This is a genomic window from Rhodococcus sp. NPDC076796 (genome assembly GCF_040702765.1).
Classification (GTDB): Bacteria; Actinomycetota; Actinomycetes; order Mycobacteriales; family Mycobacteriaceae; genus Rhodococcoides.
In genome coordinates, this window is record NZ_JBFBMS010000003.1 from 608,711 (window position 1) to 621,451 (window position 12,741).

Genomic DNA, 12,741 nt, shown 5'->3' on the forward strand with positions numbered 1-12,741 from the left:
TCGACCAACCCTAACGCCGCCGCCGCACCCGCGAGCTACTTGCTGTGCTGCTTCGGTGGCCGCGGGAGAAAATAGCTGGTTCGCTGCTGGTACTCGCGATAGCCGGGCCGCTTCTCCATGCTCCGCTCGAGCAGACGTGCGCCGGTGGCGAACACCAGGAAGTAGGTCATCGCAATGGGCGACAGAAGTGTGAACACTCCGGGCCACGCCGACGCCGAGACGAGAAACAATCCCCACCAGACTGACGAGTCACCGAAGTAGTTCGGATGCCTGGTCCACGACCACAATCCGCGGTCCATGATCCTGCCCTTGTTCGACGCGTCGGCCTTGAAGGCCGTCAACTGCGCATCGCCCACTGCCTCGAACGTCCATCCGAGAATCCAGACCAGTACGCCGAGTACGACCACCGGCAGAACGGATCCGTGTGCGACAGCGGATACCTGCAGCGGCAGGGACACGAACCACAATGCAGCTGCCTGCGTGAGATAGATCTTCCGCAGGGCATACAGGGTTTCGTTGCCGGTGGCCTTGGCGAGCAGCTCGGTGTAGCGCGGATCCTCACCGTGACCGCGCGAGCGTCGAAAGACGTGCACGGCAAGACGAAGCCCCCACACACCGACGAGGACGAGCAGTAGTACTCGACGCCACAAGTCACCTGTTCCGGTCGCAGCCGAGATCAGCGCGATCAGAACGAACCCACCGCCCCACGTCACGTCCACGACGTTGTGGCGTCCGATACGCGCGCCGATGAGGGCGGTGGCGATCATCAGGAGAGCGATACCGCCGAGGCTCGCCAGCGATACGCTCAGGAAGTCGGACCAGTTCACCGCGGGCACACCCACACCGGCCGAACCGGTTCCATCTCGGACGGTCCGTTCTCGGACCGGACCGCCAGAATTTGGTCGACGCCCATCCTGTTGTCCCGGAACGCCATCCCGCCGCCGACAAGGTACAGCCGCCACACGCGAGCGACCTCTTCCCCGACCATCGCCACCACGTCGTCGAAGCGCGCCTCGAAGCGCTCCGTCCAGACATCGACGGTCCGCACGTAGTGCTCCCGAAGGGCGTGGACGTCGCGAACCTCGAGTCCGGCCTCCTCGATCATTGCGACGGTCCGCCCGACCGGGCGCATGTACATGTCCGGCGCGATGAACGATTCGATGAATGCTCCGCCGCCGGGATTGTCGCCTTCCCGCCGCGACATCTGCTGAATCAGCACGCGCCCACCCGGCTTGACGTTGGTGTGCAGCGCGGTGGTGTAGGTCGGGTAATTGGCCTCCCCCACGTGCTCACCCATCTCGATCGACGCCACCGCGTCGAAGGGCCCGTCCGGAATCTCTCGATAGTCCTGTATTCGGATCTCGACCTTGTCCTGCAGTCCTCGGTCGGCGATTCGCTTGTCGATGAAGGCTTTCTGTTCGCGCGAGATGGTCACTCCGACGACCTGCGCGCCGTACTCCTGAGCCGCGTGCAGGCTCAGGGACCCCCAGCCGCAGCCGACATCGAGAAAGCGTTGCCCTGCACGCTTGTCGAGCCCGATCTTTCGACATACGAGGTCGAGTTTGTCGCGCTGGGCATCGTCGAGGGTGTAGTCCGGCGAATCCGAGGTCCAGTACGCCGACGAGTACGCCATGTGCGAATCGAGTACCAATTCGTAGAAGTCGTTCGACAAGTCGTAGTGGTGGCTGATCGCAGCGCGATCACGCAGTACCGAGTGCAGCCGCCCCTTCACCGAGGCCTGCGATGCGGGCGGCGGGAGTGGGCGGCCGAACACTCCGAGATCCTTGGCCAGTTTCGCCAACCGCAGTAGCGACGCCGGCCCCGGTCGTAGCGCCGAGAGTCGGCGCTCACGCACCACACCCCAGACGTGATCGAGGGCCGCGGCGAGATCGCCGTCGACGTCCAGCTCCCCGGTGACGTATGCCTGCGCAGCGCCGAGTTCGCCGGGGCTCCACAGCAATCGGCGAAGAGCGCTCGGGCTCCGCAACAGCACTCTCGGGGCCGAGGCATCGCCTGCGACGGATCCGTCCCACGCCTGCAGCCGAACGGGAAGCGGACCACCCACCAAGGGTTCTATCAGCTCGGCAATCCGATGTGCGACACCGACACCGCGATCGGTCCGGTCCGCGGAAAGTGTCGAGGTGGTCATCGGTTGTCCCTTCGGTCGAGCACGATCTGCTGAACATCGAGGTACCCGGATCGGAATCCGGCCTCCGAGTAGCACAGGTAGAAGTGCCACATCCGTGCGAACACCTCGTCGAAACCGAGGCCCTCGGCCTCGCTGCGGTATTCACGGAAACTTCTGTCCCACTGAGCGAGGGTTCGGGCGTAGTGATCGCCCATGGACAGACGCTCGCGAACCCGAAGCGAGGTGCTCTGCTCGGTCACCTCCTCGATGGCCCGCACCGACGGCAGGAACCCGCCGGGAAATATGTACTTGTGTACCCAGGTGTACGTGTTTCGGGTAGCCAGCATTCGGTCGTGCGGCATCGTGATGGCCTGGAGGGCAACCCGCCCACCCGGCGCGAGCAGCGCATCGATCGTCTCGAAGTACGTCGCCCAGTACTGATGCCCGACGGCCTCGATCATCTCGACCGACACGATCGCGTCGTACTCGCCGTCGACCAAGCGGTAGTCGAGGAGATCGATCCGGATCCGGTCCCCGTAACCGGCAGCGGCACAGCGCTTACGCGCCAGCTCCTGCTGTTCGGTCGACAAGGTCACCGACCGGACCGTCGCACCACGAGCGGCCGCACGAATGGCCAGCTCGCCCCATCCGGTACCGATCTCGAGCACCCTGGTTCCCGCGCCGACGCCCGCCCGGTCCAGTAGCCGGTCGATCTTGCGGCGCTGAGCGTCGGCGAGCTCCTCACGGTCGTCGCTTCCCGATGCGGCGAACAACGCACTGGAGTAGGTCATCGTCTCGTCGAGGAAGAGTTCGAAGAGGTCGTTCGACAGGTCGTAGTGGCGGGAGATATTGGATCGCGTGTTCTTGGTCGTATTCCGCTCGCTCCGTGGAGGTTTCGGAATATAGAGCCCTCGGAGGCGCTGCAGCGATTTCGGAATCAGCGACGCCATTCGACGGGCGAAGACCTCGAGCACGGCAGTGAGATCCTCGGCATCCCAGTCTCCGGCCATGTATGCCTCACCGAATCCGATGAGCCCGCTCTCGCCGACCCGTGCGGCGAAGTCGTGTGGTCGATAAACGGTCATCAACGGTGCATCGGCCGAGCCGGCCCCGATCACCTCGCCGTCGGGCATCGCGACCCGGACCTGCAATCGCGCGACCGCGCGGCGGAAGAGGAAGTCGGCGACGGGTGCGGCGGCCGCTACCTTCACGCCACCGGGAACATGGGCGATCTGTGGCCAGACCCGCGGATCGACCAGCGGGTTGGGACCGCCAGTGGAACCACCGTACGGGTTCGACACAGAATCGGCCTTCGACACAGTTGTCATCTGTGGGCCCCTTCCTTCTGGAATTCTCGCGCCCCGGGAGGGGCAGGTTTCTGCACGATCTTCAGACCGCGCGCCCAGAGCCGAATGCCTTGCCAGCGGATCTGTATCACCACCCGCAACGGCGCACACGGGATCTCGAGTGCAGTGCGAAGAATCGACCGCGTCGTCACCTCTCGTCGACGGCCGTCGACGGTCGCCACGAACGGGGGCTGACCGGGCCGCTCGAGGACGATCGAGAGCCGAAGTGCGGCGTCAGGCTCGGGTAGCAGCATGGAGTATTCGCCGTCGACGTCGTTGAACGGCGAGACGTAGAACTCCTTGGTCGTGCGGGCCGCGCCACGATGATCGGTGTGCAGCAGATACCGGTATCGCTCGCCGTAGGTGTTGTGCACCTCCGCGACGACGCAGCGGAGCTCTCCGTCGTGATCGTGACACCAGTACACACTCAGTGGGTTGAACGTGTGACCGAACACCCGCGCGCTGGCCAACATCGTGATCCGCCCGCCGCCGAGGTCGATACCGTTCTCCGCCAGGAACGCATCGACGTTCTCGCGAAGGGTGGCGTCGGGGTCACCGAGGTGGTCACTGGGGTCGAACGAGGCCAGCGGTCGCAGCATCCGGGGCAGTTCGGGGAGTGCGTCGAGGTCTACGAACCAGCTGTAACTCTTGTACGAGAACGTGTTTCGGATCGGCGCACGTCGAACGTGGTCGATCCGAGTGCGATACAGAGCCGCCCCGTGTGCGCGGGTGGTCGGCAGAAAAGACTTCAGAGCCACGTGGCCCCCACCCGTTGTGCGGCCCGCGCTCCCGACAACGCACCGTCCTCGTGAAATCCCCAGCCATGGTAAGCACCTGCGAATGCCACTGTGTCGGTATCCAATTCTGGAAGTCGACGCTGAGCTGCAACCGATTCAGGGGTGTACTGAGGGTGTTCGTAGGTCATCTCGTCGAGCACCGCATTCGAGTCGATACGATCCGCTCCACCGAGGGTGACCAGCATTCTTCGATCGGTCTCGCCCAGGCGCTGCAACCTGGTCAGGTCGTAGCTGACCAGCACCCGGTCGGGTTTGGCCGCGCACGACGGGAGGTGATAGTTCCACGACGCCCGTGCTCTCGTATTCTTCGGCAGTACAGACGAATCGGTGTGCAGTTGCGTGTGATTGGTCGAGTACGGCATCGCTCCCAGGATGCTGTGCTCGAGCGCAGTCGGTTCCGCGAGCATCTTCAGCGCGGCACCGGGGTGCACCGCGATCACGGCCGCGTCGAACGTGCGTAGGTGATCGTGGCCGTCCCGGATCTGCACGCAGTCCTCGGACCTGTAGACCGCGCGCACGGGGGTATCGAGCAACACCTCGTCGATATGTTGCGCAACCCGGCGAACGTATTCGATGGATCCACCGGTGACGGTGCGCCAGGTGGGAGACCCGGTGACGGTGAGCATTCCGTGGTGCCGAAGAAAGGTGAACAGGTAGCGGGCCGGGTATGCCAGAGCAGTGGACGGATCGCACGACCACACCGCGGACACCAACGGCGTCATGAAGTGGGACTCGAAGTACGTGGAGAACGAATGATCTGCGAGAAACTGTGCGAGGGTCGTCTCGGACTCCCCCGGTTCGGCACTGTCCAGCAGTTCGTTGGCCAGGCGATGAAAACGCTTGACGTCGAACAACATCGAGACGAATCGAGGCTTGAACACCGCCGTGCGTTGCGCGAGGATTCCGCGCATGCCCTGGCCTCCCGAGTACTCGAGGCCGCACCCGTCGCAGCGCACGGACATGCTCATGTCCGAATCCTGCGTAGGTACATCGAGCTCGTCGAACAGTCGAAGCAGCGTCGGATACGTCCGGTCGTTGTGCACGATGAACCCGGTGTCGACGCCCACCCGTCCGTCGGGGCCGTCCACGTAGTGGGTGTCAGCGTGACCGCCCAGCCGAGAGTCCGCCTCGTACAACGTGACCGACGAGTTCTTCGACAGTGCGTAGGCAGCCGTCAGGCCGGCGATGCCGCTCCCGACCACCGCGATACGACGCCGCGTCACGACGGTTCACCGATGCAGTCGGCCCGCGCATCGGCGGCGATACCGAGAACGAAGTCACGCGTCGCCCTGGACCAGACCCGCGGATTGCGCAGCATGAAATGCCCACCCGGCACTGGGAGGTAGCGAGCGTCCACCCCGCGCGCCGCCGCACGTTCGGTCGCCCGTCGGGACGTTCGAGGATCGGTCCACCTGTCGGCAGTTCCGTGGACCACCAGCAACGCTCGATCTGCGGCGAGTGTGTCGACCTCTGTACCATCCGGCCACCACGGAGCCAAGGCGACGACACCCACGATTTTCTGGGTCGTTTCTGCAGGCTCCACTCCCACGACCGAAGGGTCGTCGATCAGAGCAGCAGCGGTGCGGCCACCCATCGAATGGCCGACGACCACCACGTGAACGTCGGGATACTCGGCGTGTATGCGATCGAGCGCCCACCGCGCATCTTCGATGGGGCTTCGATCGGGGGCGTTCCAACCACGGAATCGGTACTGCAGTTGTTGCACCGAGATGTCGCGTCCTGAGCGCCGCAGCATGAACGTGAACGGCCACATCCTCAGTCCGGCCAGATGCCAGGGCCTACTGCGGGCCCAACTCGAGTCTTTTCCTCCGCCGAGGACCAGCACGACCAGTGACGGCGCGTGCACCCGCCTGCCGGTCCGCAGAACTGGGATGGGCTCGTTGCTCATGACCACTATTCGGCACCGCGGTCGCTTCGGGTGGGATGGGTTCGACCGAGTCGATTGTGACCTGGCCGACACAGAAAGAAGACCGGGCCGAGAGTGTGTCTCTCGGCCCGGTCTTCGTCGGTGGAGCTGCCGGGAATCGAACCCGGGTCCTCTGCTGCATTGCCAGGGCTTCTCCGTGTGCAGTCCGCTATGCCTCTACTTGGATCTCCCGATCTCGCGAACAAGTCAGGATGACGATCCCAGCCACTGTTTGATGTTCCTCATCATCCCGCGGCCGGATGAATCGGTGAGCCCTCTAGCTGATGCCAGTACCCGGACCGAGGGCGAGCCCGGACTGACAGACACGCAGTCGCTACTTAGGCAGCGAGTGCGTAGTCGCGCTGATTGGAATCGGCGCTTATAAGGTTGCGATGACGCTTACGGTGGTCTCTCGCCTGCACCGACACGCTTCCCCTGACTCAACATACAAAGTCGAAACCGTTCAGCCCCGTATGTTCCCGAACACCGTGTCCGGGCTGTTCAGTGTAACGCCTCGCCCGGACACATTCATTCCATTAACGGCCGACACGGCGATCCGCAGAATTCGAGGCCGCATCGGCGTCGACTCGTTGCACCACCGTGCGCAACATCCGACGCGCCATCACCAGGCGTGCAGGCAGCGAGGCGTACCAGACCGCACGACCGGCCAGACCGCGCGGGAAGAACACCAACCGCTGCTCGATCGTCGGCTGCTTCGCAGTTCCCCCGACCGTCAGGTCGAGCCAGGCCTCGCCGGGAAGTCGAGTGGAGGACTTGAGCCGAGTGGTGTGCTCGGTGCCCGACGCGGATGCGTCGGGCCCGGTGACGTCGCGATGCCAGCCGGTGAGAACGTCGGCGTCGGCCAATCGTTCGAGCGCGGGCCTGATCGCGGTCGACTTCGCTGCGCTGCGGGCGACCCGGGTGTCGGTGTAGACGACCTCGCCTGCCCATGCCGGATCCGACGGCAGCGGATCCGACGGCGCCGCGGTACCGGTGGCATCGGTCCAGCGAGTCTCGACCTCACCGTCGTCGATCTTGCGCAGCGCCAATCTCACGGAATCTCGGTAGCCGGTCAAGCCGCCGTCCGGACGCGGTACGACGGCGTCGATATCCATTTCGTGGCCGACGGCGTCGTATTGCAGTGATTCGATGAGCGGCATCGCCAGCCCACGCGGAATGGGAGTCACCAGCCCGATCCAGTGGCCGGCAAGTCGCGGAGTCAAAACCGGCAGAACGATGATCCGACGCTGCCGCAGACCCGCCACGTCCGCGTAGATGTTCATCATCTCGCCGTACTGCATGACATCGGGACCACCGATGTCGAAGGTCCTGGATTCGGTGATCGGCGCGCTCGCGGCCCCGATCAAGTAGTGCAACACGTCGCGCACGGCAATGGGCTGGATGCGGTTGTGTACCCACCGCGGTGTGGTCATCACCGGAAGCCGATTGGTGAGGTGCCGAATCATCTCGAACGACGCCGAGCCGGATCCGATCACGACGCCGGCCTGCAGCACGATCGTCGCCACCCCCGAGTCGATCAGAATGCGTCCCACCTCGGCTCGGGACTTCAGGTGTGGCGAGAGCTCACCGGTCGGCGGGTGCAGACCGCCGAGGTAGACGATGCGGCCCACACCGCATTCCGCCGCCACGGCTGCGACGTTCTCGGCGCTGTCGCGTTCGGTATCGGCGAAGTCCGAGTGCCCGGCGGTCCCCATAGAGTGGACCAGGTAGTACATGATGTCGACTCCGCTGAGCGCTTCCTTCAACGATTCTCGATCGCTCAGATCGCCCCGAACGATCTCGACATCGGCCGCCCACGGCACCGAATCGAGCTTGGCGGGCGTGCGCGCCAGCACGCGGACCGTGTACCCCTCCTCGAGGAGTCGCGGGGCCAGCCGTCCGCCCAGGTATCCCGTGGCACCGGTGACGAGGACGCGCGGCGACTTCTCGGGCGCGGGGGTGTCGGAGGAAGCGTCGAAAGCTGTCATAACCGGAGTCATTACCCCCGCGCGATGCGGTTCAACCAGAGAGCGCGATCATCGCGATCGCACCGAGCGCCAATACCATTCCGATCTTCTGCAACGTGCCGACTCGCTCGCCCAGCATCACCATCGCCAGCAGTACCGTCGCCGCCGGATACAGCGACGCGATCACACTCACCAAAGAGAGCAGACCATCCTGGTAGGCGTAGATCATCGCAGCGTTGGCGACGACGTCGAGGACGCTGACGAAGGCCGCCAATTTGAGCACGCTCCCGTGCGGAGGTGAAAAATGGCCGGACGCCAGGGCCACGATCCACACCACCGCGGTTGCCGATGCGCGCGACGCCGCGAGCGGCCACAGCCCGCTGCCGTCCCCGATCCGGTGCAGAAAGATGAACGCGAACGCAAACGTCACCCCCGAACCGACCGTCAACCAGGCGACCGTTCGGGTGAACTTCATCTCACGTCCACCGGCCACCTCGCCGGTCACCTCATCCGGAGATTCCCTGCTCACCAGCACCACGGCCACAAGTGCGACAGCGATACCGACGAACGCGATGACGCCGGGACGCTCACCCATCGACAGCCCCACCAGCACCGGGATCCCGGCTACCAGCACGGCGGTGACCGGTGAGACCACGGCCATCGGGCCGGCAGCGAGGGCCAGGTAGAACCACCACACCGCGACGCCACCTGCGACACCCGAGGCCAGCCCCCAGAGCATCGCTTGGAGCTCGATGGTGCCGCCGACGAACGGTGCGACGAGCAGAACGATCACCAGTGACAGAGGGTACGACACGATGACCACCCGGAGGGCGGCGACCCGGCGGGACGCGACACCGCCGACGAAATCGCTCACCCCGTAGCCGACGGCGGCTACCAGAGCGAGCAGAACAGCGGTCAGCGCATGCCCTTCACGCGACGACCGAGCTCGCGAGTGACCTCGCGTTCGGCGGTGCGCTTGGCCAGCGACTGTCTCTTGTCGTAATCCTGCTTACCCTTGGCCAGTGCCAGCTCGACCTTGACCTTGCCGTCGGAGAAGTACATCGACAACGGCACCAACGTCAGGTTTCCCTCTTTCACCTTGCCTGCGAGGCGGTCGATCTCGCGACGGTGAAGGAGCAGTTTGCGGTTTCGCCGCGGCGCGTGGTTGGTCCAGCTGCCGAGCGTGTACTCGGCGATGTGCAGTCCGCGTAGCCAGATCTCACCGTCGTCGACGGTCGCGAAGGCGTCGACCAGCGAGGCCTTGCCGTCACGCAGACTCTTGACCTCGGTTCCGACGAGGGCAACTCCGGCCTCGACGACGTCGAGTATGGAGTAGTTGTGCCGCGCCTTGCGATTGGTCGCGATGGCCTTGCGGCCCTTCTCTCTCACTGCAGGGCCCTTTCTCGAGCGTTCGCCGCGTGGAGCGGTTCCACGGGCAACCGCTCCAGCATAGAACCGAACGGCAAGCGGATTTATTCGCGCACGTACAGGCGCAACGTGATGTACGCCGTCACCGCGGCCATTCCGACTCCGACCAGAGCGAGGAACGGCGAGACGAGCAGCACGTCACTGTTCGATATCCGGGCCAGAATGTTGGCTTGATACACATCCGAGAGCACGTCGTCGATGAACATGTTCTTGGCGGTGAACAGGCCCGCGATGGCCAGCGCCGAGCCGATCAACGCCGCCACCACCGCCTCGAGCAAGAAGGGCAGCTGGGTATACCAACGAGTGGCACCGACCAAGCGCATGATGCCCACCTCGGTTCGCCTGGTGAACGCGGCGATCTGAACCATATTGGCGATCAACAGGATTGCGGCGATGGCCTGCACCGTGGCAATGGCGAAGGCAGCGTTGCGCACACCGTTGAGCACACTGAACAAGCGCTCGACCAGGTCGCGCTGATTGAGCACGCTCTGCACACCCGGTCGATTCTCGAAGTTGTCGTTGATCACCCCGAACCGTTCGGGATCACTCAGACGCACCTTGAACGACGCGGGAAAGCTGTCGGCACTGACCAGCTCGGCCAATTCCGGCTGATCCTTGAACACGCGCTCGGTGGCGTCCTTCACCGCGTCCTCACGGTTGAGGTACTGCACCGACACCACCGACGGGGTGTTGTCGAGATCGGAGCGCAGGGTGGCGCAGGTCTCCTGGGCGCAGTCGGGATCGGTCGCGGAGATGTCGTCGGTGAGGAAGATCTGCACCTCGACCCGATCGAGGAAGATCTGCTGGGTTTTTCCCGCCATCTGCACCACGAGAAGTCCGCCGCCGAACAGGCCGAGGGAAATTGCGGTCGTCAAGATCATGGCGATCGTCATGGTGATGTTGCGGCGAAGGCCGGTGAAGACCTCGCTGAAGATGAAACTTGCGCGCATCGCGGAATCCGAGCCCTTCGGTTCGTTCGGTCGTGAAGTCTGTGCGGTCCTGAATCTGCGGCGGCGTCAGCGACCGACGCCGTAGACCCCGCGGGCCTCGTCACGAACGACTCGTCCGTTGTCGAGTTCGACGACGCGTCTGCGCATCGAATCGACGATGTGGTTGTCGTGGGTGGCCATCAGCACCGTGGTTCCGGTGCGGTTGATGCGCTCGAGCAGCAGCATGATGTCCTGGCTGGTATCGGGATCGAGGTTTCCGGTCGGCTCGTCCGCGAGCAGCACGAGCGGACGATTGACGAACGCGCGCGCGATGGCCACTCGCTGCTGTTCACCACCGGACAGCTCGTTGGGCAGACGATCCGACTTGCCGCCGAGCCCCACGAGGTCGAGCACTTCGGGAACGGTGCGCTTGATCATCGACCGCGGCTTGCCGATCACCTCGAGCGCGAACGCCACGTTCTCCACGACGGTCTTCTGCTGCAGCAGGCGAAAGTCCTGGAACACGCAGCCCATGCTCTGCCGCAGCCGAGGGACGCGTCGGGCCGCCAACCGGTTGACGTGGAAGTCGGCGACGTGGATGTCACCGGACGTGGGCGTCTCCTCCTTGAGGAGCAGCCGCATGAACGTCGACTTGCCCGAACCCGACGGGCCGATCAGGAACACGAACTCGCCCTTGTCGATGGAGACCGTCACCTTGTCCAGAGCAGGCCTGGTGGAGGTCTTGTAGGACTTCGAGACATTCGAGGTGCTGATCACGGGTCGCCAGTGTAGTCCTTACTCGCCGGTAACCGCCGGAACCGCTCCGGCGTCGCGGCGAGTCCCGAGAGACGGTAAAGAATGCATCACCGAGACGGCGTCGGCGCTGGTTGGCTGGGTATCAGCGACTGAATCACCGGTGGCAGCGGGACACCGAACGGCGCGGTGGTCGTCGGCGGCAGGGTCGTCGTGGTCGCCGACTGGCCGGATTCGTCGACGCTTCCCGACTGCTCGGCACCGGAGGTGGCGGTGGGAGTCGGTGTCGTGGTCGAACTACCGGAGAAACTGGGCTCGGACTGCGGCTGGGTGTACGGGGTGAGCTCGGACGAATCCACGGCTGTAGGACCCTGAATCTGTTCACTGTCCCTCTCCGCGATCTCGGCGCTGACCTGGCCGTACCACAATCCAGTGAGCACGAAGCAGATGCCGAATGCCACTGTGGACGTGCGGACGCGGCCGTAGATCTTGGCCGGAATGCGCCACTGTCGCCAGTTCCTTTGAGGGCGTTCGGTTCCGGTATCGGGCGTATTCATTGGTCCTCCGTCCGATCTCGTCCCGACGCGTCCGGTGCGACCCCGGCAGTACTGACGTCGGGGGCGACGCTGATGCCCTCGGGTCGTAGCGCGGCAGCGACGCGGACGCGAAGTTCTCGTCCCACCTGGAACTGCTTGCCGGGCAGAGTTCGCGCAACGAGACGAACGTTGACCTGTCCCACCTCGATGCTCTCCACACCCATCACGGTCGGTTCGTCGAGCAACAGGGGCCGCAGCCGGGTGTCCGCGAAGGCCTCGCGGCCGACCGCGCGGAGCAGCGCGTTGACCTGGGTGAGATCCGCAGTGCTCGGCACGGGAACGTCGACGACGGCACGCGCCCAGTCCTTCGACAGGTTGATCGCTTTGACGATCTGTCCGTTGGGGACGGTGATGACCTCACCGTCGACACTGCGCACCCGTGTCACTCGCAGTGTCACGTCCTCGACCGTGCCCTCGGCATCTTCGGCCGAGCCCATGACCGCGATCTGCACTACGTCACCGAAGCCGTACTGGCGCTCTGTGATGATGAAGAACCCAGCAAGAATGTCCTGCACCACGCGCTGAGCGCCGAAGCCCAAAGCAGCACCGATGACCGTCGCGGGGGCCACGAGACCACCGACCCCGAAACCGAATCGGCGTAGCACTTCGATGGTGATCAGAATGTAGATGATGGTGACCAGAACCCAGGTGATCACCTGCGCCAGCGCATGCCGGTGTTTGGCAGCCTCGGACCGCACGAGCGCATCGCTGTGCTGGTAGTTCTGGTCGATTCGAGCGGTGATCCGAGACCCGGTCCAGGTGACGAATCGCGCCGCCAGCATTCCGCCGAGGATGTACAGGACGATCCCGAGGGCGTTCAGCTTCAGGTCGAGCGTCGGGTTGAACCAGCTAGTCATCGGATCGATGGAG

General features: G+C 64.4%; 13 protein-coding genes and 1 other RNA gene. All 14 read right to left on the minus strand.

The features are described 5' to 3' along the window. Window positions 1-35: 35 nt before the first annotated feature. Window positions 36-836, minus strand: a complete 801-nt coding sequence (locus AB0366_RS13095) for a DUF1295 domain-containing protein (RefSeq protein WP_366244264.1) — start codon at window positions 834-836, stop codon at window positions 36-38. Further along, entirely contained in the window at window positions 824-2,149 is a 1,326-nt protein-coding gene (locus AB0366_RS13100; RefSeq protein ID WP_366244266.1) for a cyclopropane-fatty-acyl-phospholipid synthase family protein, read from the minus strand. The genes AB0366_RS13095 and AB0366_RS13100 overlap by 13 nt, the downstream gene beginning before the upstream one ends. Next, on the minus strand, window positions 2,146-3,456 hold the full coding sequence (locus tag AB0366_RS13105; protein WP_366244268.1) for a cyclopropane-fatty-acyl-phospholipid synthase family protein: 1,311 nt from the start codon (window positions 3,454-3,456) through the stop codon (window positions 2,146-2,148). Before AB0366_RS13105 ends, AB0366_RS13100 begins: the two co-directional genes overlap by 4 nt. Continuing rightward, a complete protein-coding gene (locus tag AB0366_RS13110; protein ID WP_366244269.1) occupies window positions 3,453-4,232 on the minus strand; it encodes a DUF1365 domain-containing protein in 780 nt (259 codons plus the stop codon). Before AB0366_RS13110 ends, AB0366_RS13105 begins: the two co-directional genes overlap by 4 nt. Beyond that, a complete protein-coding gene (locus tag AB0366_RS13115; RefSeq protein WP_366244271.1) occupies window positions 4,223-5,494 on the minus strand; it encodes an FAD-dependent oxidoreductase in 1,272 nt (423 codons plus the stop codon). The genes AB0366_RS13110 and AB0366_RS13115 overlap by 10 nt, the downstream gene beginning before the upstream one ends. Then, complete coding sequence (locus AB0366_RS13120; protein ID WP_366244272.1) at window positions 5,491-6,180, minus strand: alpha/beta fold hydrolase; 690 nt, start codon at window positions 6,178-6,180, stop codon at window positions 5,491-5,493. The genes AB0366_RS13115 and AB0366_RS13120 overlap by 4 nt, the downstream gene beginning before the upstream one ends. Window positions 6,181-6,298: 118 nt before the next feature. Beyond that, window positions 6,299-6,669: a transfer-messenger RNA gene (gene ssrA / locus AB0366_RS13125) on the minus strand. 65 nt (window positions 6,670-6,734) lie between these two features. Then, a complete protein-coding gene (locus AB0366_RS13130; RefSeq protein WP_366244273.1) occupies window positions 6,735-8,186 on the minus strand; it encodes an SDR family NAD(P)-dependent oxidoreductase in 1,452 nt (483 codons plus the stop codon). 31 nt (window positions 8,187-8,217) lie between these two features. Next, window positions 8,218-9,072 carry a DMT family transporter gene (locus AB0366_RS13135; protein WP_366244445.1) on the minus strand — a complete coding sequence of 285 codons (855 nt, stop codon included), beginning with the start codon at window positions 9,070-9,072 and terminating at the stop codon, window positions 8,218-8,220. An 8-nt stretch (window positions 9,073-9,080) separates the two neighbouring features. Then, window positions 9,081-9,554, minus strand: a complete 474-nt coding sequence (gene smpB / locus AB0366_RS13140; RefSeq protein WP_027496576.1) for an SsrA-binding protein SmpB — start codon at window positions 9,552-9,554, stop codon at window positions 9,081-9,083. An 83-nt stretch (window positions 9,555-9,637) separates the two neighbouring features. After that, window positions 9,638-10,543, minus strand: coding sequence for a permease-like cell division protein FtsX (gene ftsX / locus AB0366_RS13145; protein ID WP_121870240.1), 906 nt, complete (start codon window positions 10,541-10,543; stop codon window positions 9,638-9,640). A 66-nt stretch (window positions 10,544-10,609) separates the two neighbouring features. After that, window positions 10,610-11,299, minus strand: a complete 690-nt coding sequence (ftsE, locus tag AB0366_RS13150) for a cell division ATP-binding protein FtsE (RefSeq protein ID WP_027496574.1) — start codon at window positions 11,297-11,299, stop codon at window positions 10,610-10,612. 86 nt (window positions 11,300-11,385) lie between these two features. Beyond that, a complete protein-coding gene (locus AB0366_RS13155; RefSeq protein WP_366244275.1) occupies window positions 11,386-11,832 on the minus strand; it encodes a hypothetical protein in 447 nt (148 codons plus the stop codon). Next, window positions 11,829-12,728 carry a mechanosensitive ion channel family protein gene (locus AB0366_RS13160; protein WP_366244276.1) on the minus strand — a complete coding sequence of 300 codons (900 nt, stop codon included), beginning with the start codon at window positions 12,726-12,728 and terminating at the stop codon, window positions 11,829-11,831. Before AB0366_RS13160 ends, AB0366_RS13155 begins: the two co-directional genes overlap by 4 nt. Window positions 12,729-12,741: the final 13 nt, after the last annotated feature.